This is a genomic window from Leptospira venezuelensis (assembly GCF_002150035.1).
GTDB lineage: Bacteria > Spirochaetota > Leptospiria > Leptospirales > Leptospiraceae > Leptospira_B > Leptospira_B venezuelensis.
In genome coordinates this window covers 307,126-329,112 of record NZ_NETS01000010.1, presented here as the reverse complement: position 1 = coordinate 329,112, position 21,987 = coordinate 307,126, and the positions used below count along the sequence as shown (strand labels likewise).

Below are 21,987 nucleotides of genomic sequence, written 5' to 3'. Positions count from 1 at the left end.
GATTTTGGGGGAATTTTTCTCAACTTGACTATGTGAGTTCCGAATCAAAACGAAAGATCCTCGTTACTTCCGCTTTGCCTTACGCGAATGGTCCTATCCATTTAGGCCATGTTTTGGAAGCGATCCAGACTGATATTTATGTTCGTTATCAAAAATCTTTAGGCAACGAGTGTTATTTTTTCTGTGCGGACGATACGCACGGCACTCCCATCATGCTTGCCGCAAGAAAAGAAGGGATCACCCCAGAAGAATTGATAGACCGTGTAAGAACGGAACATTACCGGGATCTCTCCGGCTTTTTAGTAGAATACGATAATTATTATACCACTAACTCGGAAGAAAATCGAATCCTTTCCGAGGAAATTTATCTTTCTTTAAAAGGAAAAGGTCATATCGCAGAAAGAGAGATTGAACAGGCTTATTGTGATACTGATAAGATGTTCCTTCCTGATCGTTTTATTAAAGGAACTTGTCCGAATTGCGGAACCCAGGATCAGTATGGAGATAGCTGCGAGAATTGTGGAGCTACATATTCCCCTAAAGATCTAAAAGATTCTCATTGTTCCTTATGTGGTAATCCTCCCGTTAGTCGAAATTCTAAACATATTTTCTTCAAATTGGGAGATTTCGAGAAATATCTTTCCAAATGGGTCGAAAACGATTCACATGTTGCGGAAGGTGTTCGCAAAAAACTGAAAGAATGGTTCGAGGCAGGACTTCAGGATTGGGATATTTCTCGTGACGGACCTTATTTTGGTTTTAAGATCCCAGGTGAGACAGAAAAATATTTTTATGTCTGGCTGGATGCTCCTATCGGCTACATGGCTTCTACTTTAAATTATTTTAAAGGGGATCGTAACAAATTCGATTCCTTCTGGAAAGATGAGAAGACTGAGATTTCCCATTTTATCGGAAAAGATATATTATATTTTCATACTTTATTCTGGCCCGCTACTTTAGAAGGAGGCGGATATCGTTCTCCTACTCAAGTCCATGTTCACGGTTTTATCACTGTAAACGGTGAGAAGATGTCCAAGTCCAGGGATACCTTTATTAAAGCCGAAGGTTATCTCAAACATTTAGATCCGGAACATCTTCGCTTTTATTTAGCGGGAAAACTCGGACCAGGAATGGATGATCTTGACCTTTCTTTCGATGATTATTCCGCCAAAGTGAATTCTGATTTTGTGGGTAATTTCGTGAACCTGGTTTCCAGGGTTGCCACTTCTATATTAGATAAACTTGATAGAACTTTGGGATCTCTGGATACTGAAGGGAAGAAGGTTCTGGACGAACTAAGAAGTTCGGAATCTAAGATCCGAGAATGGTATGAAACCCGAAATTACACCAGAGTAATGAAAGAATGTTCTCGCTTGGGCGATATTGCGAACAAGTATGTGAACGATCTTGCTCCTTGGATCCAAATCAAATCGGATGCGGAGGCAGCTCGTAAAACCGTAACTGTTGCATTAAACGCTGCGAGAATTCTTTCTATTTATTTATATCCTGTGCTTCCTAAATCAGGGGAGAAGGTTTATAAAATTTTAGGCTTAAACAAAAAGCCTGAGTTCGCGGATCTTTCTTCCGATCTGGAAAAAACAAAAGTATCTGCTTATGAAATGATCACCAAACGTGTAGAGGAAAAATCGATTCAAACCATGTTAGAAGAAAACACTTTGGAAACTAAATCCGCTCAACCTGCAACTATTGCTGCTGCTCCTAAAACAGAAGGAGTTTTAGAAATTTCTATCGAGGATCTAACTAAAGTAGATCTTAGAGTTGGCAAAATTATAGAAGCAGGTCCTGTAGAAGGTGCCGACAAACTTGTCCAAGTAAAATTGGATCTGGGTCCTCTTGGAACTAAGAATGTTTTTGCAGGTATTAAAGCTTCTTATCAGCCTCAGGATCTTCTTGGATTGACTATTGTTGCAGTCGCTAACTTGAAACCAAGAAAGATGAAGTTCGGAGTTTCAGAAGCTATGCTTTTGGCTTCGGGAGAAGGCGAGAGTCTCAGCCTTTTTGTGCCTCATAGAGGTGCTAACCCTGGCGATAAATTGAAATAAACTCAGTCTAACTGCTAGTAGGAACTGACCTTGCCTTTAGAATTAGATATCTCCTATAGTTTTCAAAGGCTTTTGGAAAAAAGTAGGGCGGTCTCAGGCCGCTTGGTTGCTCGCCAGCTTACATTCATCATAGATTCTTTTTTAAGGACTAGGTTTGAAAAGTCGTCCGGTATTTTAAAAAAAGGGGAAGAGGTAACAGTAATTGCTTTAGGCGGTTACGGACGTATGGAAATGGCCCCTCATTCGGATGTGGATATATTATATTTACATAATGGAGTTCCGGATTCTAAACTTTCAGAGATCATTTCTTCCATTAATACTTATCTTTACGATTCCGGAAAAGAAGTAGGACATACTTGCAGAACTATTAAGGAATCATTTCGTTATTTGGATGATATGTCCAGCTTTCATGCTGTTCTAGATAGTCGATTCTTAACTGGTTCCAAGGAATTATTCAAAAAATACCAAGAAGAGTTTTTGGCAAAACTTCCTCCTAAGTTTGCAGCTAGATATAACCAAGCGAAAGAGGATCAGCTTTCGGAAAGGTTTCTAAGAGAAGGGCGACCTATTCTTCTTTCGGAACCGAATTTAAAAACAGATCTCTGCGGTTTAAGAGATATTCAGTATTTATATTGGACCGAAAAATCCAGGAGTCCAATCCGTTCTCTTGGAGGACTTGCGGTTCTTCCTGTTTTCCAAAGCGGAGAAGTCCAAGCATTAGAAGAAGCTTATGATTTTTTGATGCGAGTCAGAACTGCACTTCATATTCTTACAGGTAGAAAACATGATCGTTTGGATCTGAATCTGCAACCTGAAGTGGCGGAGTATCTTGGCTTTGGTAAAAAAGAAGAGATGCAAACCATAGAGAAGTTTATGAATACTCTCTATAGCCATCAAAAGAATATATTTTTTATAGTTCGTGTTTACTTGGATTCTTTATTGGCGGCTCAGAAAAAAGGAGAAGCCCAGAATTTCGACTACGAAGGTATTCGCTTCTTAAAGATAGGGAATACGATCTTTCCGCCGAGCGAGGGAAATCTTTTCGCGGATCCTCATACATTATACAAAGATATTTTGCTTATATTCAGAATGATCCAGGAAACGGGTTTCGAGGTTTCCGGTGGTTTGCTGAGCGAGATCAGATTTGCTTCTCACTTTTTGGATGATGACTTCAGATATTCTGCGGAAGTGAACGGTGGGTTTATCAGTATTCTGCAGAACAAAAAAGACAGAGGAAGAATACTGAAACTAATGCATGAATGCCAGGTCCTTGGTGAACTTCTTCCTGAGTTTGGCGCATGTACAAATTTTCCTTTGTTCAGTTATCATCATGAGTTCACTGTGGACGAGCATACTCTTCTTATTCTTCATGAATTGGATCGTTTGGACAAGGGAGAGTTCGAAGACAGAGAAATTTTAGAAGTTTATGGAGAATGTGAGAAGACCGAAATTTTGGCTTTAGCAATTCTTCTGCATGATGCTGGAAAAGTAAAAGAAGGGGACCATTCAGAATACGGTGCAGAACTTGCAGTTTCTGTAGGCTCTCGTTTGGGTTTATCTGAAGAAGATACTGATCTATTTCGTTTCTTAGTAGAAAAACATATTCTGATGTCGGAACTTTCTTCCAAAAGAGATATTTCGGATAAAAAACTTATACGTAATTTTGCAAGAACCGTTTCTAATCCGGAGAGATTGAAACTTTTATACATTCTAACTATCATTGATACCAAGTCGGTAGGCACAAATGTTCTTACGAATTGGAAAAAGGCCATCTTAAACGAACTTTATAAAAACTCTATAGACTTCTTCAGAAATAAAAGAACTGATGCGGAAGATCCTTATGGAGAAGAGGAAAGAATTTCTCTTTCTAAAGATCTTGTAACCTATTTGACCGAAAAAGAAGGGCAAGATCCTAAAATTTCTAAAACGATTGCTTCCTTTGCATATTCTGTTATCCCTGAAAGTTTTTTAAAAACCGTTTCAAACCGAAAAATATTAAAATATTTTAAATCGATTACTTCTCTTAGCCAAGATGCGAACTCAGTCCTTCTCTTGGATTCAGAACAAGATCCTGCTTTTGTAACGGTGGAAGTGGTAAGCCGTAATATACCTGAAATCTTATTAGACTTATGCTGTTCTGTTTCTTCAGAGGGTCTGAGTTTAGTCGGGATGCAAAGTTATACATTTGAAGAATTCCAGATCCACATTCTTCAAGTAACGGATCCACAAGGTAGTGGCAATATTTCTTCAGAAAAACTTTCCAGAATGGAAGGTAAACTTAGATTAATGGCCTCCGGAGAATTACAAAGAGATAGTATTGCTTTTGAAAGGACAGAATGGAATCCACGTAAGACGATACCGGAAAGTATCATCAATCGTTCTGTTCGTTTTTCAAACGAAGATATTACGGATACTACCATCATGGAAGTCAGAATGCCGGATATGGTTGGTTTAGTGTATAGGATCTTAAGAAAAGTATTCGATTTTGGTTTAAAAGTTTCTCATTTAAGGGTCTCAACTTCCGCAGATTATGCTTATGACTCATTCTATCTCCAGACTAAGGACGGGGAACAGGTCAAAGATGCAGAATTGTTAAAATCTCTGGAAGATAAGATCTTAAGAATACAGCCAGTGGAAAGGATGACAGGGGAACTCGTTTTTTGAAAATGGTCCCCAGTATGGATTCGGGTAGTCGTTCCACAGTCACTTCTAAAAGAAAAAAAGAAACCACGACATCGGCTCGGCTGAGTAAAAAGCCTAGCCAATCTCGCAAGACCAAAAAGGTAGATGCGGATTGGTGGAAGAACGCAGTTGTTTATCAGATCTATCCTAGAAGTTTTAACGATGCTAATGACGATGGCATCGGCGATCTAGAAGGTATCATCCAAAAGTTAGATTATCTGAATGATGGGACTCCAAATTCTCTCGGCATTGATGCCATCTGGCTTTCTCCTATTTATCCTTCTCCTATGTATGATTTCGGATACGATATTTCGGATTACGAAAGTATCGATCCTGTATTCGGAAATTTGGATACATTCAAACGTTTATTAAAAGAAGCTCATAAACGTAAGATCAGGATCATCATGGACCTGGTTGCAAATCATACCTCTCATCAACATCCTTGGTTTTTAGAATCTAAATCTTCCAAAGACAATCCTAAGCGAGATTGGTATATTTGGAAAGATCCTGTTAACGGAAAACCTCCGAATAATTGGATGGGAACGTTTGGCGGAAGAGCGTGGACCTTAGATAAAACTACAGATCAGTATTATTATCATTCTTTCTTAGTGGAACAACCTGACTTAAATTGGAGAAATCCGGAAGTTAAAAAAGCAATCTTCTCCATGGTCAAGAACTGGTTGGATCTTGGAGTGGATGGATTTCGTCTGGATGTTGTGAATCTTTTTGTCAAGGATTCAGAGTTAAGAAGTAATCCTCGTAAAAGATGGATCGCGAGACCTTTCGACCAACAAAATCATATCTATGATCGTGATCGTCCTGAGATGCACGATATCCTAAAGGACCTCAGAAAACTTTTGGATTCGTACGGAGATAGAATGTCCGTAGGTGAAGTGATGATGGAGCCTCCCGGTACAAGTGCACTTCCTGCTTCTTATTACGGTGCGAAAGGTGATGAACTTCATCTCGCATTTAACTTTGCTTTCTTTTATACTCCGTGGAAGGCCGAAAAATTCAGGGACGTAATCAAGGAATGGGAGAAGTATCTCCGAGACAAGGGCTGGCCGAATTATACATTAAGTAATCATGATTTCCGTAGACATATCACCAGATATTCTAAAGGAAAAGAGACGACAGCAAGAGCCAAAATCGCAGCCCTAATGCTCTTAACCCTAAGAGGAACTCCATTCTTATATTATGGAGAAGAGCTCGGGATGATGGACGAAAGAGTCCCCAAAAATCGCATCCAAGATCCGGTCGGAATTAGATATTGGCCGGTGTATCCAAGCAGAGACAATTGTAGACTTCCTATGTGTTGGTCCGGAGATGTGAACGGCGGATTCAGCAAAGGAGAACCTTGGCTTCCAGTTTTTTCCAGATACGAATCTGTAAACGTAGAGACTCAATCCAGATCTATTGAAAGTTTATTAAATTTTTATAAAAAACTAATATGGCTTAGAAAAGGTAATGATATCCTGAAAAAAGGAACTCTTGCCTTGGATTATGATTCTCCTCCAGGTGTTCTGCAATATACCAGAGAGTTCGAAAAGAAAAAATGTCTGATCATTTTGAACTTTGAGAATGAATCCAAAAAGATAGTAGCAAACGCGAATCGTACCGCTCAGATACTCATCTCTACTCATAGAAAACCTGAGAAGATGGAGATCCCAGTAGTATTCGAGATAGCACCTTATGAAGGATTGGTTTTAGAATATTAAGAAAAACCTGTTTTTCTGGTTCTATAACCTTTGCTATACTTTTTCTTCCAAACAAACGATGTTCGATGCATAGTGTTCTGAACTAAAAAGTTCTGGCGGTCGAGTTGTATTCGCTTATGATAGTGGTATTCAGGTCGCCGTTCTTTAAAAGGAAATATTATGAATCATCCATTACGTTTAGCCGAGAACCCAGGTTTATCTTCTTATGACTTAACCGGTTATAAAGGAAATAGGGGCAAAAACTTTTACGAAGAGGATAAGATCCTACAGAGAGTAATAGAACGATACTCTTCCGATTACAAACCGGACCATAAAAAAGCAATGTTGGCCCATCTCAGCGGTTACGGGGAATTGGTCGGCGGTATCTTAGACGAACTTACTGAAGCTTCTCATAAAGAAGGTAAATATGGAGACGTTATCAAATACGATAGAACCGGAAACCGTATAGATCATATTGCTTATTCTCACGAACAAAAACTTTCTAGAAAGATCTCTTATGATTATGGAATTGTTAATTTAGATTTTCATGATGAATGGAAGTTTCCTTTTACAGATCTTCACAGGCAGGCTTTAACTTATCTTGCCAACCAAAATGGAGAAGGTGGAGTAACCTGTCCTTTAGCAATGACAGAAGGTATGATCCGAGTTCTTCAGGGAATTGGAACGGATGAACAAAAAAAGAAATATCTTCCTTTAGTAGCAGGAAAGGGTTCCTTCTCTCATTTTATGGCGGGACAATATGTTACCGAAAGAGTGGGTGGAAGTAATGTCGGGGCAAATCGTACAGTAGCTCGTAAGGGCGAAGACGGAAAATGGATCTTAAATGGAGAAAAATGGTTCTGTTCCAATCCGGGGGATCTTTGGGTCACAACGGCTAAGATAGAAGATACAGAAACAGTAGGATTATTCCTGGTCCCTAGGATCAAAGACAATGGAGAATTGAACGGACACCATATCTTAAGAAAAAAAGATATTATAGGTTCAAAAGGAAAACTTACCGTAGAGATCGTATACGAAGACCTGGAAGCTGAGGCTTTAGGAAGACCAGCTCACGGGATCGCAAACCTGATTCGTTACGTGATCCGAACTTCACGAGTCCATGTGGGTCTTGCTGCATCTGGAATGTCCAGAAGAGCATTTATGGAAGCAAGAGAATATTCCAGATATCGAACAGCTTATGGAAAGAAGATCCAGGATTTTCCTGCATATTCCAGAGAACTCGCGGAGATGAGGATTTTGTATGCTGCTCTGGTGATGCCGATTTTCCGCGGGATTGATTGGACCCAAAAAGGGATTTTAGCAGAGCAAATCTCAACTCCTTTGATGAAATATAGATCTTCTTCGCTTTCTTCTCAGATCACTCATAGGGCGATCATGGCTTTGGGTGGTTCCGGAATTATCGGTGATTACACTTGTTTGCCTAGACTTCATAATGATTGTATTATCAATGAAACCTGGGAAGGAACTCATTTGATCATCACGGATCACGCACTTGGTGCTATGAATCGTGCTAAGATCAGAGATTCTTTCGTTTCAGAACTAAAGAAAAATTTTGACTCTGCTAAAAAATACCCTGAGTTAAAGGCTGCCGCAGAATTAGGAGAAAATCTTTTATTGGACTGGAATAAGAATATAGAAGAGAAACCTAGGGAATGGAAGGAAACATACAGAGTTGATCTTTCCGACCAGGCTTACGGTGCGCTTGTACTTTCTGAATTTTTGGAGCAGGCAGTTTTTGATAGAACATCAGGTTCTAAAAAATCTAAATTCGATTCTTTTGCTAAAGGATTTGGAGCCTTCTTATTTAGGACTCTTCCTAAAACCTTTGGGGATTATGATTCTTTCCGTTTGGATCAGGAAGAAGTAGACGAGATTGTGAATTGGTAATTGCGACAGTGATACGCAAGACGCGAAGCGGTCACGGCCGATCTATAATATATTAAGGATATTTAATTGGATATGCCGAGACCGAAGCGAACGCGTAGTCTGGAGTAGCACGGTCCGAGCGAAGCGAGTGAGTCGCCCCAAACGCTTGTCGGATCGTGTGTAAAAAGTTAAGCCAATTTAGGGGCAAAAACTTTCTCCATCTGTGCCTGTGGAATTGCTCCCACCACTTTCTCAGCGATCTCTCCGCCTTTGAATAACATCAGAGTCGGAATAGATTGAACTCCGTATTGTTGAGCCAATTCAGGTTTTTCATCTATATTGACTTTTACTACGGTGACTTGCCCAGGGTGAGCTTGTGCAAATTTTTCCAGCTCAGGGGCTACCATTTTACAAGGACCGCACCATTCGGCCCAGAAATCTACTAGGATGGGTTTATCATGTGTTTTGAGAAGTTCGTTGAATGAACCAGGCATTGTGTTTTCCATACAGAGATTAGACTCATTCTAAATTGGATGGGAAGCCGTTTTTAGAAGTTTGGAAAATTTTTCGAAAAACTTTTATAGTCCGCGAGCAATGCGACTATCCTAGTAAATTTCTAAGAGCAGCTTCTAGATTCGGATATCTGAATTTATAGCCCAGTTCTTGGAGCCTTTTTGGCACCACTCTTTGGCCATGAGTTGCCACGATGGCACCTTCGCCTAATGCAAGTGAGAGTGCAAAAGTAGGAACTCTTGCGAACGAAGGGCGTCCTAAAGTTTTTGCAAGAACCTTGGAGAACTGCTCATTGGAAAGAGGTTCAGGAGATACAAGATTGAATGCTCCTTTCGCTTCTTCTTTTCTGATCAGAAACATGATTGCTGAAAGTTGGTCTTCGATATGGATCCAAGACAGTATTTGGTTTCCACTTCCGATCGGGCCGCCTGCAAATAATTTAAATGCGGGAAGCATTGTTGCGAGTGCTCCACCTTCTGTGGTTAGAACAACTCCAGTTCTTAAGAGGACGGTTCGGATACCTGCTTTTTCTGCTTCGAGTGCTTCTTCTTCCCAGTCTTTGCATAGGCTGCCTAACTCATCGTCTGAAGCAGGACTATCTTCGTCGAATGGTGGAGTTCCTGCATCATAAGATCCATAGATCCCGATTGCAGAAGAGTTGAAGAATGTTTTGGGCGCGAACTCTCCCATGGATACAAGTCTTGCTACAAGGTCTCTCGTAAAGTCTACACGAGAAGAACGGATCCTTTGTTTATATTCTGGCGTCCATCGAACTCCTGCGATTGGTTCACCGGCTAAGTTAATTAGAACGTTTACTCCTTCCAAATCTGCTCGAGTGGGAAGTGAGCCTATCCTAACGTCCCATTCTGAAATTCTTTGGAGTCTGGGCGGCAATTTTCCACTTCTGCTGAAAATTCGGACTCTATGTCCTTCTGCCTTCAAGCGGATCGCCAACATGGATCCTATGAGTCCCGTGCCGCCGGTAATTCCAATAAGCATTTCGCGAACCGCCTTTTGAGAAATTTCTTTCCGGGATCATGATTCGAAATCGGTTTTCTTTCGACAAGAAGAAAGGAAATCCTTCTTGATTCCGGGTTAGGAAATCGACATACTTGAATGAGTGGATTTTTTAAAATTGAACGCCGTTTCAAAAATTTGGGCAGCAGTTTTCGTTGCCGGACTAGTTTTTTCCAATTATTATCTGTATTCTACCACGAATTCCAAGTTAGAATCCTATAAATCGGAACCTCCTTTTTTACGATTCGATTTCACAGATTCTTATCTAGTAGATCGTTCTTCTCAAGCGCCGTATTTAGCAGATGGAAATTTAGATACTGAGTGGAGAAAGTTAAAACCTTCTTCCATGAAAATGGATTTCGATCTGGAGTTAAGACTTTCACATCGCCTCAAGTCTGGGATTTATGTGCCTACAAATTGGAAAGGTCTGAAAGTGATCGCTTGTTCTAGGAATACTCCCCCTCTTTCTCTCAAAGTTTTAGACAGAGAAGCAATCAATGTGGATAAGGAATCTAGGCTTCCAGATGACACGGAATATAGTTCTATTGTTTTGGATTTTTCAGGATCTGAAATTGCTACGATCTATCTGAAGAAGGACGCGGGTCCTGTTCCCCAAAAGGAATATCCGAATGGAATTTGGATTTGGGCCGTGCAAGGTACTTTTGAAAAAATCGGGCCTGATTCTTGTATTAAAGATATCCAACTCTTCGAATAATTTTTTCAGCTATTTGAATGAATTTTTCTAAAACCGACAGAATTGATTTACCTGAATACAAAGCTGACGACCGGGAAAGTTTGTTTATTTTTCTTTCTATTGCGGTTTTCAGCGTTTCAGTTTTTGAAGAAGTTCGGGCCTTATTTGTAGTTCCTGTTCTGCTCTTTCTGTTTCTGCTTATCGGTTTTCAGTTTAAATGGAAATCCTTATTATATTTAAATATCCCGTTATTCGTATTAACTTTTATTAATATATTTCCTTATGCCAAAAACCTTTGGCCTGGGACATTGATTCTTGCCTTATTTTTCTACTTCTTCGCCTTTTTGAAAATTCGTAAAGCTGGGCTATTAAGATGGTGGGCAAAAGGTGAAATTTCTAAACAAGTTTTAGGACTTTCTGTTCTATTTATATTTTCTGCAAGTATTGCTTTGTTCCTTTGGTTTTATCTTTTGGATCCTGATATAAGTGATATCAAAGAGAATTTTCCAAAAGGAGATATTCCAGTCTTGATTGCGGCAGGTATAGGTTTTGCGATTATAAATGCTATTGCAGAAGAATTTTTATTTAGAGGGATCTTATTCGAGGCATTAATGACCGCGAGGTTTTCACTTTTTTGGGCCCTCGCTGTCCAGGCCCTAAGTTTTGGGATCTTACATTTGTATGGGTTCCCGAGAGGTTGGGTGGGTGTAGTACTCGCTGGGATTTACGGTTTAATGACTGGGCTTATTCGGATCTTGAGTAAGGGAATTTATTATCCGGTGTTAGTGCATTTCTTTGCGGATATCACAATAGCTGGGATTGTAATGTTTTTTGCAAAGTAGAACGTTAGTATGTGATATGTGATAAGGAATCTTGCCATTTAGAAATTTATTAGTTGCTAAAAGCAACTAATTGCAATAATATCCCGTTATGAAAGGTTATGTAGATTCTATTCGCGAATTCAATAGGTATTATACTAATGCATTAGGATTACTGAATAATCATTTTTTGGATAGCGAATACTCTTTAACCGAAGCGAGATTATTGTACGAGATCGGACATTCGAAAGAGACTACCGCAGTTCAATTGGTACGTTTACTAAATTTGGATAAAGGCTATTTAAGTCGAACTATTCAACAATTTGAAAAGAAGAAGATACTAAAGAGAACTCCTAATTCAGAGGATTCTCGTATCCTTCATTTGGAACTTACTAAAAAAGGAAAGGATGTCTTAAACAAATTGATTCTTGCTTCTAATTCACAAATTTCGGGTTTAATAGAAGATTGTTCAGATCTTGGTAAGAAAGAACTGGTTTCTTCTATGAATTCAGTAAGAAGAGTGCTCTCAAAAGCAATTTCTCCGGTGATCTATCGAGAAGCAAAGTTGGGAGATTTGGGTTACATGATCCATAGACAAGCAGTCTTGTACCGAGATGAATATAAGTTTAACGATTCATTCGAAGAATATTTGATATATGGAATGTCTGAATATTTAAAACGAAAAACTGAATTTGATAAGGTATGGATCGCAGAATCAAATGGAAAGATCGCGGGAGCGATTGCAATTGTTCATTCCGAAAAAAGACTTTCTCAGATTCGTTGGTTCTATACCGAACCTGAATTTAGAAATTTGGGAATTGGAAAAAAATTACTTACACTTGCAGTTGATTATGCAAAGTCCCAAAACGTTTCCATTTTTCTTTGGACTTTGAATAATTTGGATGCAGCGAGAAATTTATATAAACATTTCGGCTTTGTACTTTCCGAATCTAAGCAAAATCAAATTTGGAAAAAAGGTTTAATAGAAGAGAGATGGGATTTGAAGAGAAAACTGGGGTGAACGACGGGGCTTGCCGTTATGCAGTCTCGCGTCTGCTCGACTTGGCTCCACGGCATCTTTTGCACTTGCTTCGCCGTCCTGGCTCGCAGGGCGTTTACGACGCTCTCTAAGGATCGCTGCAAACGCTTTCGTGCAAAAGCTTCAAGCCAATAGTATTATATTAGTTGATTTTGTTGTTTGGGATTTGGAGAGAAAACTGGGGTGAACGACGGGGCTTGAACCCGCGACAGCCAGAACCACAATCTGGAGCTCTACCAACTGAGCTACGTCCACCATATTTGGTGACCCGAGAGGGATTCGAACCCCCGACCCACTGCTTAGAAGGCAGTTGCTCTATCCAACTGAGCTACCGAGTCTCTTTGAGAAAGAGGAATTCGGGATGACAGGATTTGAACCTGCGACCCTCTGTACCCAAAACAGATGCGCTACCACTGCGCTACATCCCGGATCGAAGTCCATGATTTCGCGGAAGGGCGAGGTGTCAAGTCGCTTGTCTATTTGTTTGAGATAGTTTTTTCAAGTGTTCTAAAATGATATCTTCGGTTGGAGCTTTGGTAATTGCTTTTTCGAAGGCTTTTCTGGCTTCTTCTGGTTTTCCCAATTTGGAAAGTAGAACTCCGAAAGAATCCAAATAGGCTGGATTATCCGGATCCAATTGTAATGCACGTTTGATGTTTTCCATCGCCAGTTTTAATTCTTCCGGATTCGGTTCTTTTCCCTCCAAAAGTAGATAGGCCACCGAATTTAGGCTGTTTTTTTGCTCCGGTCTTAGGCGTAAAATTCTTAGATGAGTTTCTATTGCGGCTTTCGTATCCCCTGATTTCTCTAAAGCGGAAGCTTTTAGCGAAAGGAGAATGATATCATCCAAAGAAAGTTTGAGACGTTCTTCTGTTTTAGCCAGAGCAGTTTTATAATCTCCAGTCCGGATTAGAGAATAGATCATCATTCTGAATGAGTTGTCTCTTTCTGAGAATTTTGGGAATTCTTCTAAAAGTTCTTCGATTACTGAAACGCACTTTTTGTGGTTTCCAGTTCTAGAACAACATATTGCAAAATTATAAAGTAATTCTGGATCTTTTCCAGTTTCGGAAATTTCCCGATCAATCAAGGTGAGCGCGATCGTATAATTCTCTTTTAGAATTTCAGTGAAAATTCTTCTTTTGGCTGGGATTTTTCTAGAAGTTTTCTTTTCCATTTACTTCGATTTAACCCGGATCTTTTTTCTAAATTCCTCCAATTCAATTGGAGAAGTTTGATCTAAACTTAAAGGTGTGATTGGTATTTTCCCACGGAAGAATATATCGAAATCAGTACCTTCTTCAGGAACATGTCCTAGGTCTGAGCCTCCTAAGAAAAAGTCTGAGATTCCTCCTATGATTGGCTTGGCCTCGTAAGTATCCACATAGGTCCTTCTGCCCAACTTTGCCACTTCAATAGAAGAAAGTGAGTTTTCGAATTTTTCGGGAATATTAATATTATAAACTATTCCGGAAATAAATTCATCTATCCATGAATTCAGAACCTCATGGACCAATTCTGCTTCTTTGATATAATCGTAATTCTTGTTCCAGTTCCCAGAACTGACCGCCACACTTTTTCTATTATGAATGGCGCCATGCCTTGCTGCTCCCACCGTTCCGGAGTAATGAACATCATGCCCCATATTGACTCCTCGGTTGATTCCAGAGAGCACCAAATCAATTTTAGGGAAGATGTTTCCGTGAAGTCCGATATTCACACAGTCCACTGGGAATCCATCTACTATATAATGGTTCTCATTCACTCTTTCCACTCTTAAGGAATCATGAATGCTCAGCGCCATCGAAGTTGCGGATCGTTCTTTTAGGGGAGCGATCAAATAAGTATTATGTTCTTTTCCTAGAACTTTTTCCAAAGCAAGGATCCCATTGGAAGAGATACCGTCGTCGTTGGTGATTAGAATATTCATATTATGTAATTTACGGAAGAGAAGGATTAAACGATGTGATCATCGAAGAATACATTGCCAAAGGAAGAAAGAATGTTACTATAAACGTGGTAATGTTGATGCGAATGGAATCCCTAAATTTCAGGTCATAAATATAAGAAGTTCCACGAATTAAAACCGCTATAAACAATCCGTAATGGATAGAATATAAAGTAATTACTCCGAAACCGCCTTTTACTCCTAACTGAGCTAGAAGAATGGCCCAGGCAGCGTTAGAAATGAAAAGAGAAAGAGAAAGATTTACAAATCTAAAAGTGATATTCGCGTTTCCCTTTTTTCCTCTGGACTGAGCAAGTCCGTCCACTATGAATGCAATTGCATAAGGCAAAAGCATGAAGAATAATAAATGAGTTAATGCTGCTATTAGGAATTGTCCGAAACTTCTGCCAGTAAATGGGGGAGTGATGAATACATAACCGGCCCCTGTACTTACTGCTGCAAGCCCCAGGACAAAACCGCCTACTAGTTTGAGCGGATAAGTTCCCCAAGAAGAAATTACATTCTCTACTCGAAATGGTTCGAATAGTACTGCATCTAAAAGATCTATAAATCTGTTGAATAATTCTTTCAACACAGGATTACCATGCCATCGAATGAGGATATAAAACTAAAACAGGAGAACGTTTGAGTTCTTGTAGGAATGCTTTTTCTCCGCTGAAAAATCCTCCTGACTTCGCTTGCATCAGTTGGAAAAATCTTTCCCAAGGATTTACTTCTTCTTCGAATAAAGGGAGAGTTCCATCGTAATTACAAAGTTTGGAAAGTTCTGCTAACGCTTCTCTTCTGCCACCGATATCATCTACCAGTTTGTTTCGGAATGCGTCTTGTCCGGAATAAATCCTTCCTTCTGCCAGAGCCTCTACAAATTTTACGGTTTGATTTCTTCCTTTGGCGACATCTTCTATGAATTCTTCGTAAGTATCGGAGAGCATTTTTTGGATCATTGCATCCTCTTCCGGAGTATTATCACGGAATAGAGAAAGAGAGTCCTTATACTTTCCTTCTTTGAAAGTGCGGACTTTTACTCCGTATCTTTCTAAAAGCCCTTTGATATTTGGTGCGATTGCGATCACTCCGATCGACCCAGTCAAAGTTCCACCCAACGCGAAAATTTTATCTGCAGCAGAGGCTATATAATATCCACCGGAAGCAGCGATATCCTTCATGGACACCACGACCTTCTTGTTCTTATCTTTTCTGAGATACATTAACTCTTTATAGATCTCTTGGGAAGCACCGACGGACCCACCTGGGGAGTTGATCTCTACTAAGATACCTACGATATTGGAATCATCTTCGATCGCTCTAAGTTGTTCCAAAATGGTTTGGGCTCCTGCAGAATCATAGCTGGAATGACCGGAGTGGATTTCTCCTTCTATCTTGATCAGAGCTGCTCCCAGCCTTTCGGTTCCGAATCCGGAACCAGCATCAACTCTAGTTAGTTTGGAAGAAGAAACGTTGGATACTAAATTAATAAGTCCTACGAATAAGGATAGAATGGTGACTACAAAGGTGACTGCTAATGCGATACGATTTCGGTCCACAATTAGAGTGGATCTTGGTACCGATCCGCTGTCAATGAAATAGCGAGCTTCGGTTTTACGAAGAGTAGTGGCTCGTTTCTCTTGACGAGGGGATAAGTTTAATATGTGTATTAATATAGGTATGGGAATGTGAATTTTTTCCGGATTTTAACATTAGTTTCGTTTTTTGTTTTAGCTCTACTTTCTGAGGGTTGTCTGACTTTCGGTTTCAGGTTTGGACAAGTAAATATTATTAAAGATGATATTAAGAATACTCATATCGTAAAAATGAAGCTAATGCTTAAATCAAAGGAGAATGTTTTAGATTATTTTGGAGCGTTATCTTCTTATCATTACTACTTTTATTTCGATTTTACCAGGGAACTTGGTCCAAACGATAAGATCCTTCTTACTTCTGTTAGATTTGTGTATCATGGAAGCCCGAGCGATCCGGCTATCGAAAAAACAGGTTTCTTGAAAATAGGAGAGAAGGTAGTCCCACTTGTGATCGGAAATTCTGCAAACCAGTTAGTTACAAATACTTCCGTTACTACTACAACATCTACCAACTTTGCAAATACTGGCTCCGACAACACAAATGCGATCATGAATGCGAAAGGTGGATTTGTTGATTTCACCAAAGTGCAACCTTCTGGTTCAGGAAGAGGAAATACTCAGACTAGAACTTCCATCAGTTCTCATACGAGTAAAGATCAGACTGGAATGTTTTTGCTAAGAAGAGAAGATGAACAAGCAATCTTGGAAGGAAAACCTTTTAGTATTCGTTTGTATTTGGGAGCTTATCCTTTGACATTCAGTTTCGATGAAGAAAATTCAAAACATCTTGAAAACTTTCTACTTGCTCGACCTGGAATGGAGAAGAAGAAATAAAGTTTACTTTTCGTTCAATAAAAATTTATTAAATCTATTATTGGAGAAACAATTGTTCAGAAAATTATCAATATTACTTTTATTCGCTATATTGGTTGGTTGTACTACTTACGGAAAAGTAATCATTATAAAGGATGATTTTAAAAAATCCCATATAGTCACAATGAAAATGAGACAGATCTCTGAAGAGGGGATCGGAGGTACTTGGGTAAAATACATTACTATTTTTGATTTTTCTAGGGAGATTGGTGAAGCAAAAACAAATTCAACAGTAGCAAGATTTACAGTTATCGCAGCTGAAGATAGTTACCCTTTGGAAAGGAGTGGCTTCTTTAGAATCGGATCTAAGGACTCGACCTTGGTTTTAGGAAACCTCGATGCACGTTCTGTGACAACTTATAATACTAATGTGACGACAACTACGACTACAAAGAATAATTCTTCTGGTCTTTCTAATTCTACTAGCTCTTTTGGAAGAGGTCAATCGGCAGAAACTAAGACTTCCACTAGTACTAGTAGTTCTACTCATAAGGAACTTACTGGTACATTTTTGTTAACGAAAGAACAAGAAGTGGAGTTGCTGGATTCTAAATACTTTGCAATTAGACTTTATTCAGGTGCTTTGCCCATCACTATTCCATTTATAGATAAAGACCTAGAGGCTCTAAAACAATTTCTGAGAGCAAAACCTGGAATTGAACAAGAATGATGTTTTTCTATATTACTAGTTCCGAATGAAGTGTAAATGTCAATATGCCGCTTAGGAAGTAACGTTATCCAAAATGAGAGAACGTACCTAATTCAATTTATTATCGTAATTTTCAAAAATACTCTCTTGACCTGTCGCAAATTTACAAGTGATTGGACTCTATATATAAATTGGAGAATCAACTTGTATAAGAGAATATCCATATTGTCCATTTTGTTATCCGTTATGACTGGATGTATGTTCGGTACGGTAAGGATTAAAAAAGACAATTTTAAAAATACTCATACTGTAAACTTGAAATTAAAACTTAAGGCAGAGGAATCATTCCCAGGTGTTCTGATCGATACATTTCTAACGAAATACATTGTTGAGTTTGATTTTACTCGCGAATTAGGTAAGGAAACATTAGTTCCGACCGTTACGAGAGTCAAGGTTCACGCAACGACTATGAATAATCCGATTGAGCGTAGTGGTTTTCTCAAAATCGGAGAAAAAACTTCTCCTTTAGCTTTTGGAAATGTTTCTGCACAAACAGTAACTACTGTTACATCTAGCACTTCTTCTTCGGCGAATAATACAGGTTTTTCTACCGGTAATACAGGTGCTTCTAGTGCCGGTGGAGCAAAAACCAGCGTGAGCACTCATGCGAGCACTGCAGTATTTCTTAACGCTACTTTTCTTATGAAAAAGGAAGATGAGGAAGCGATACTAAAATCCAACGGGTTCTCTATTCGTTTATACTCAGGCTCAGAACCTATCACCATCCCGATTGTAGAAGCCGACCTGGAAAAATTCAAAGAATATCTGAACGCAAAACCGGAAGCCGGAAATTAAACCTACCTAACGCGGGACGACATTATCAGTCGGTTCCGCATTCTCTTAATATTTTAAAGCACTTCGCTTATTAATTTCTTGCCTAAGAGCATTTTAATTCGTCTCCTAAGATATCTTTTAGGATGAAAGAGGCTTTTATGGAATTTACGATTCGGCCGATCGCAAAGGTCTCAAACTCAAGATCAGAGATCCAGGATGACTACTGGGCGGAAATTGTTTCAGAGATCGAGTTGGAAGATAATATTCCAGCTGAGTCTCTAGATGGGATCGATACATTCTCTCATTTGGAGATCATATATATTTTTCATAAAGCAGTAGGATCTGAACCTGTGTTGGGAAGTGAACATCCTAGAGAAAATAAAAGATGGCCTAAGGTTGGAATTTTTGCCCAAAGAAAGAAAAATCGCCCGAATCATATCGGTTCTACAATTGTAGAACTTTTGAGAAGGGATGGCAAAAAACTTTTGGTCAAATATTTAGATGCAATTGATGGAACTCCGGTGGTAGATATCAAGCCTGTAATGAGGGAATTCCTGCCTATGTCTGGGATCTCTCAACCGGATTGGTCCAAAGAGTTGATGATAAATTATTGGGAATGATTCCCTCGAATTCGATTGACTATACATTAATTTCTCTTAGGTTTTTCGGCCATGGTTTCCATTAGTCGAAAAACATTTTTAAAATACAGTATTAGTTTCGGTGTCTTTCTTTCAACTTCTCAAGTTTTGCAATATTGTAAGAGTTCTTCGAAGGAAAGATATGATTATGAAAGAAAGAATCCATTCGATCCTGAATTTCTTTCCGAAAGTGTTTCTCCGATTTTAAAGGCGATTCGTATTGGGATTACCGCTCCCAATCCTCATAATGTTCAACCCTGGAAATTCAAAATTATAAATGATCTTTCTGCATATTTGTATGTAGATGAGAAACGTTTATTAAAAGATACAGATCCGACCTTTCGGCAAATTCATATCGGCCAAGGCACTTTTCTGGAAAACTTAAGTTTAGGTACTCAGGTTCTTGGATATTCTGCAGAAGTTTCTCTTTTTCCAGACGGAAAATATACGATCGCAGACATAGGCAAGAAACCGATCGCTAAAATCGTTTTGAACAAACAGGATGATCTGATCAAAAATCCTTTATCAGAATTTATTTCTGAAAGAGTAACTCGAAGAAGTGTTTATGAAGGAGAAGATCTAACTCAGGAAGATTTTGAAAAGATCCACAGAGATTCTGCGGTTTTATATTCCGAATTAAAATTTGTTGAGAAAGTAGGTTCGGAGAATTTAAGAAAACAATTAGTAGCTGCGATGCAAATGGAAACAGATACTTATAATACATATGAAGAATCTAGGATCTGGTTCCGTTACAACGACGAAGAGATCGGAAAATTTAAAGACGGACTTTCTTTGAGAGCAAACGGGATTTCCGGTTTGAAATATTATTTTGCTCGAAATTTTTTCTTAAAACATGGTGCGGAAAGTTGGCATTCTTCTGAAAATAAAAAAGCGGGAATGGATATGTTTGCGTCTATGGTGGAAAGTTCAAAAGGATTTATTTTTTTGAAAACGGATCATAACAACGTTATCGATTGGGTCCAATCAGGAAGAGATTATCTACGTTTACATTTGGCTGCGACTAAAAACGGATTTTCTCTTCATCCGATGAGTCAGATATTACAAGAATATCCTGAAATGGATCTCATAAGGAGTGAATTTGAATCTTCCTTAAAACCGGGAGAAAAAATTCAGATGTTGGTTCGTTTGGGAAGAAGTGACTATCATTACTATAGCCCGAGAAGAGACCCGAAAGAGTTTGTCTTGTAATTCGATACAAATAATAACTAAACCCATCTTTGAATGAAAAAGTGGTCACCTTTTTATATTCATCTGAAAATTTGGAATATAATAACGCATTGGCTCTAAAGGAATTTTTGTCAAAATAAATGAATATACTCAAGAAAATTCTATTCTGGTTCGGAGACCTTCTATTTTTACTCATTCCGTTATGCATCATCCTTGCAGAATCGGGGACTTGCACTAAAGGTGACGACAGTATTTATCTTCTATTTACTCAGGCTTCTTTTATAGTTTCCGTATTTTGCCTTTTCTTAATATGGTTCGGGATTCCTGCTGGAGGTTTAGTAGGGCAGGCTCTCGTCGCTTTTCCATTTCTTATCTGTCTGTATTTTTATGTAGCTTATATCCCTGTTTATTTCGTATATTCTACATTACAAAATCAAGATTTATGCGTAGTGATTGATTCCGATCTTACTTTGTATAATACTACGGTTGTGGTCCAAAATGAGGCAATAAGTCTGTTTTCTCGATCCTACGCTATATTGATGTTATTGCCTGTTTTAAGCAGTTTTTTGCCAGTTTATAAATATTGGAAATCTGGGTCCTTATCTAAAAAAGAAAAGAAATAGCGGATTTTATTTCTCGGAAAGTTAACGAAATTTAGCCGGAATTTTTTCAAATTTCTCACGAAGAGAAGGAAGATTCCTTGTGTATTTTCTCGTCAAACAGTGATAACACTAATTTTCCTTTGGAGAAAAGAATGAATCGCAATCCCTTATGGGGCCTTCTAGCAAGTACGCTAGTCTCCAGCGCTATTTTCGCTCAAACTTCGCCGAGTACGACAACTGCTCCGAAATCTACCACACCTAAGACAGAAACTAGTAAGCCGTCCGGAACAGAAAGAGAATCGTCTTCCGGAGAAAAACCTGATTTATACATCAACTCTCAATCATCTTTCGAATTTAACTCTAAGGATGAAGGCTCCACTGTAGATTATATTGAATACAAGATCGGATCTGGAGATTATACTAAATATGTTTCTTCTATCACATTGGTTAGAGAAGGTCTGACTAAGATTACTTACAGAGCGGTGGATAAAGCGGGAAATAAAGAACCAGAAAAACATTTTAACGTTCTTGTGGATAATACACCTCCTTCTACCAAAATTACTCCAAATGCAGCACTTGTAGTTCACGAAAATACAAACTATGCAACTAAAGCTTTAACTTATTCTATTACTGCTCAAGATAATTTGGCCGGAGTTCAAGATATCAAGATTTCTATCAATGGTTCTGAATCTAAAGTGTACGATGGCAGGCCGATACAGTTAGAAAAAGCTGGAGTAAATACTATTAAGTTTTCTGCAACTGATAAGTCTGGAAATACTTCAACCGATTCGGTTTTGGCAGTAACTGTGGATCAAGAGAAGCCGTTGGTTGAACTTTTTGGTTCAGCACTTGTGACCGTAAAAGATAAAATTTTTGTAAAAAGTGGAAATGCATTCACTATTAAGGCCTCCGATACATTATCCGGAATTAAACAGATATTTTACAAATTAGATTCAGGCGAATGGAAATCCTATGCTGATCCTGTTTCTGTAGAAGCGCAAGGGAATCACACGATTGAGGCTAAATCGGTGGACTCAGTAGGTAACGAAAGTGAAGTGAAGCGGATCACTTTTATCGTAGATACCACTCCGCCTGAAACTAAGATCCAAAAAGTGGATAATAAACCAAGCGCTCCTGCTCCGGCGGCTAAACCTGCAAGTTCGGCTGCTACACCAAGCACAGAAAATTAGAATTCACCAGCAAAAAAGGGATCCGGTAATAATACGGGTCCCTCTGCTTTTCTT

20 protein-coding genes and 3 tRNA genes are annotated in these 21,987 nt (G+C 38.9%); 14 read left to right on the top strand and 9 right to left on the bottom strand.

What is annotated here, in order from left to right; translation table 11 throughout:
* Nucleotides 1-32 precede the first annotated feature (32 nt).
* The 4 genes from metG to B1C82_RS08760 all read left to right on the top strand — a co-directional run bounded on the left by metG (nt 33) and on the right by B1C82_RS08760 (nt 8,350).
* Nucleotides 33-2,063, top strand: a complete 2,031-nt coding sequence (gene metG / locus B1C82_RS08775) for a methionine--tRNA ligase (RefSeq protein WP_086447228.1) — start codon at nt 33-35, stop codon at nt 2,061-2,063.
* A 30-nt stretch (nt 2,064-2,093) separates the two neighbouring features.
* Complete coding sequence (locus tag B1C82_RS08770; RefSeq protein WP_086447227.1) at nt 2,094-4,727, top strand: bifunctional uridylyltransferase/uridylyl-removing protein GlnD; 2,634 nt, start codon at nt 2,094-2,096, stop codon at nt 4,725-4,727.
* 14 nt (nt 4,728-4,741) lie between these two features.
* Nucleotides 4,742-6,463 carry an alpha-glucosidase gene (locus tag B1C82_RS08765; protein WP_086448528.1) on the top strand — a complete coding sequence of 574 codons (1,722 nt, stop codon included), beginning with the start codon at nt 4,742-4,744 and terminating at the stop codon, nt 6,461-6,463.
* A 159-nt stretch (nt 6,464-6,622) separates the two neighbouring features.
* Nucleotides 6,623-8,350, top strand: coding sequence for an acyl-CoA dehydrogenase family protein (locus tag B1C82_RS08760; protein WP_086447226.1), 1,728 nt, complete (start codon nt 6,623-6,625; stop codon nt 8,348-8,350).
* Nucleotides 8,351-8,517: 167 nt separating this feature from the next.
* On the opposite strand, the gene trxA is transcribed toward B1C82_RS08760, so the two are convergent.
* Both trxA and B1C82_RS08750 read right to left on the bottom strand, forming a co-directional pair.
* On the bottom strand, nt 8,518-8,823 hold the full coding sequence (gene trxA, locus B1C82_RS08755) for a thioredoxin (protein ID WP_086447225.1): 306 nt from the start codon (nt 8,821-8,823) through the stop codon (nt 8,518-8,520).
* 106 nt (nt 8,824-8,929) lie between these two features.
* Nucleotides 8,930-9,841 carry a TIGR01777 family oxidoreductase gene (locus tag B1C82_RS08750; protein WP_086447224.1) on the bottom strand — a complete coding sequence of 304 codons (912 nt, stop codon included), beginning with the start codon at nt 9,839-9,841 and terminating at the stop codon, nt 8,930-8,932.
* 136 nt (nt 9,842-9,977) lie between these two features.
* On the opposite strand from B1C82_RS08750, the gene B1C82_RS08745 reads away from it, so the two are divergent.
* From B1C82_RS08745 to B1C82_RS08735, 3 genes are all read left to right on the top strand, one after another.
* Nucleotides 9,978-10,574 (top strand): hypothetical protein, encoded by a 597-nt coding sequence (locus B1C82_RS08745; protein ID WP_234008247.1) that lies wholly within the window; start codon nt 9,978-9,980, stop codon nt 10,572-10,574.
* A 17-nt stretch (nt 10,575-10,591) separates the two neighbouring features.
* Nucleotides 10,592-11,395, top strand: a complete 804-nt coding sequence (locus B1C82_RS08740; protein WP_086447222.1) for a CPBP family intramembrane glutamic endopeptidase — start codon at nt 10,592-10,594, stop codon at nt 11,393-11,395.
* Nucleotides 11,396-11,483: 88 nt separating this feature from the next.
* A complete protein-coding gene (locus B1C82_RS08735; RefSeq protein ID WP_086447221.1) occupies nt 11,484-12,392 on the top strand; it encodes a bifunctional helix-turn-helix transcriptional regulator/GNAT family N-acetyltransferase in 909 nt (302 codons plus the stop codon).
* Nucleotides 12,393-12,589: 197 nt separating this feature from the next.
* On the opposite strand, the gene B1C82_RS08730 is transcribed toward B1C82_RS08735, so the two are convergent.
* The 7 genes from B1C82_RS08730 to sppA all read right to left on the bottom strand — a co-directional run bounded on the left by B1C82_RS08730 (nt 12,590) and on the right by sppA (nt 15,923).
* A tRNA-His gene (locus tag B1C82_RS08730) sits at nt 12,590-12,665 on the bottom strand.
* A gap of 6 nt (nt 12,666-12,671) precedes the next feature.
* Nucleotides 12,672-12,748: transfer RNA gene (locus B1C82_RS08725), tRNA-Arg, on the bottom strand.
* Nucleotides 12,749-12,766: 18 nt separating this feature from the next.
* Nucleotides 12,767-12,838, bottom strand: a tRNA-Pro gene (locus tag B1C82_RS08720).
* 35 nt (nt 12,839-12,873) lie between these two features.
* Nucleotides 12,874-13,587: a tetratricopeptide repeat protein gene (locus tag B1C82_RS08715; RefSeq protein ID WP_086447220.1), complete on the bottom strand. Its 714-nt coding sequence runs from the start codon at nt 13,585-13,587 to the stop codon at nt 12,874-12,876.
* Nucleotides 13,588-14,340, bottom strand: a complete 753-nt coding sequence (surE, locus tag B1C82_RS08710) for a 5'/3'-nucleotidase SurE (protein WP_086447219.1) — start codon at nt 14,338-14,340, stop codon at nt 13,588-13,590.
* Nucleotides 14,341-14,350: 10 nt separating this feature from the next.
* On the bottom strand, nt 14,351-14,953 hold the full coding sequence (locus B1C82_RS08705) for a hypothetical protein (RefSeq protein ID WP_086447218.1): 603 nt from the start codon (nt 14,951-14,953) through the stop codon (nt 14,351-14,353).
* Nucleotides 14,954-14,957: 4 nt separating this feature from the next.
* Nucleotides 14,958-15,923 carry a signal peptide peptidase SppA gene (sppA, locus tag B1C82_RS08700; protein WP_086447217.1) on the bottom strand — a complete coding sequence of 322 codons (966 nt, stop codon included), beginning with the start codon at nt 15,921-15,923 and terminating at the stop codon, nt 14,958-14,960.
* Between the two features lie 129 nt (nt 15,924-16,052).
* Here sppA and B1C82_RS08695 point away from each other — a divergent pair, with 129 nt between their 5' ends.
* The 7 genes from B1C82_RS08695 (at nt 16,053) to ompL47 (ending at nt 21,933) form a co-directional block, all read left to right on the top strand.
* Nucleotides 16,053-16,793 carry a hypothetical protein gene (locus B1C82_RS08695; protein ID WP_086447216.1) on the top strand — a complete coding sequence of 247 codons (741 nt, stop codon included), beginning with the start codon at nt 16,053-16,055 and terminating at the stop codon, nt 16,791-16,793.
* Between the two features lie 52 nt (nt 16,794-16,845).
* Nucleotides 16,846-17,502: a hypothetical protein gene (locus tag B1C82_RS08690; protein WP_157894118.1), complete on the top strand. Its 657-nt coding sequence runs from the start codon at nt 16,846-16,848 to the stop codon at nt 17,500-17,502.
* Nucleotides 17,503-17,739: 237 nt separating this feature from the next.
* The gene (locus tag B1C82_RS08685; RefSeq protein WP_234008246.1) at nt 17,740-18,336 is read left to right on the top strand and encodes a hypothetical protein; all 597 of its coding nucleotides are present in this window, start codon (nt 17,740-17,742) and stop codon (nt 18,334-18,336) included.
* A 137-nt stretch (nt 18,337-18,473) separates the two neighbouring features.
* The gene (locus B1C82_RS08680; protein ID WP_086448527.1) at nt 18,474-18,935 is read left to right on the top strand and encodes an SAM-dependent methyltransferase; all 462 of its coding nucleotides are present in this window, start codon (nt 18,474-18,476) and stop codon (nt 18,933-18,935) included.
* 51 nt (nt 18,936-18,986) lie between these two features.
* Nucleotides 18,987-20,162 carry an Acg family FMN-binding oxidoreductase gene (locus tag B1C82_RS08675; RefSeq protein WP_086447213.1) on the top strand — a complete coding sequence of 392 codons (1,176 nt, stop codon included), beginning with the start codon at nt 18,987-18,989 and terminating at the stop codon, nt 20,160-20,162.
* A 119-nt stretch (nt 20,163-20,281) separates the two neighbouring features.
* Nucleotides 20,282-20,764, top strand: coding sequence for a hypothetical protein (locus tag B1C82_RS08670; RefSeq protein ID WP_086447212.1), 483 nt, complete (start codon nt 20,282-20,284; stop codon nt 20,762-20,764).
* A gap of 131 nt (nt 20,765-20,895) precedes the next feature.
* Complete coding sequence (ompL47, locus tag B1C82_RS08665; protein ID WP_086447211.1) at nt 20,896-21,933, top strand: multi-beta-barrel domain surface protein OmpL47; 1,038 nt, start codon at nt 20,896-20,898, stop codon at nt 21,931-21,933.
* Nucleotides 21,934-21,987: the final 54 nt, after the last annotated feature.

What these genes read in the sequence shown, in the direction of transcription:
- B1C82_RS08680 (WP_086448527.1), top strand. Translation starts at nt 18,474, where the DNA reads ATGGAATTTACGATTCGGCCGATCGCAAAGGTCTCAAACTCAAGATCA.
- ompL47 (WP_086447211.1), top strand. Translation starts at nt 20,896, where the DNA reads ATGAATCGCAATCCCTTATGGGGCCTTCTAGCAAGTACGCTAGTCTCC.
- B1C82_RS08740 (WP_086447222.1), top strand. Translation starts at nt 10,592, where the DNA reads ATGAATTTTTCTAAAACCGACAGAATTGATTTACCTGAATACAAAGCT.
- B1C82_RS08685 (WP_234008246.1), top strand. Translation starts at nt 17,740, where the DNA reads ATGTTCGGTACGGTAAGGATTAAAAAAGACAATTTTAAAAATACTCAT.
- B1C82_RS08760 (WP_086447226.1), top strand. Translation starts at nt 6,623, where the DNA reads ATGAATCATCCATTACGTTTAGCCGAGAACCCAGGTTTATCTTCTTAT.
- B1C82_RS08750 (WP_086447224.1), bottom strand. Translation starts at nt 9,841, where the DNA reads ATGCTTATTGGAATTACCGGCGGCACGGGACTCATAGGATCCATGTTG.
- trxA (WP_086447225.1), bottom strand. Translation starts at nt 8,823, where the DNA reads ATGCCTGGTTCATTCAACGAACTTCTCAAAACACATGATAAACCCATC.
- B1C82_RS08670 (WP_086447212.1), top strand. Translation starts at nt 20,282, where the DNA reads ATGAATATACTCAAGAAAATTCTATTCTGGTTCGGAGACCTTCTATTT.
- B1C82_RS08715 (WP_086447220.1), bottom strand. Translation starts at nt 13,587, where the DNA reads ATGGAAAAGAAAACTTCTAGAAAAATCCCAGCCAAAAGAAGAATTTTC.
- B1C82_RS08765 (WP_086448528.1), top strand. Translation starts at nt 4,742, where the DNA reads ATGGATTCGGGTAGTCGTTCCACAGTCACTTCTAAAAGAAAAAAAGAA.
- surE (WP_086447219.1), bottom strand. Translation starts at nt 14,340, where the DNA reads ATGAATATTCTAATCACCAACGACGACGGTATCTCTTCCAATGGGATC.
- B1C82_RS08675 (WP_086447213.1), top strand. Translation starts at nt 18,987, where the DNA reads ATGGTTTCCATTAGTCGAAAAACATTTTTAAAATACAGTATTAGTTTC.
- B1C82_RS08735 (WP_086447221.1), top strand. Translation starts at nt 11,484, where the DNA reads ATGAAAGGTTATGTAGATTCTATTCGCGAATTCAATAGGTATTATACT.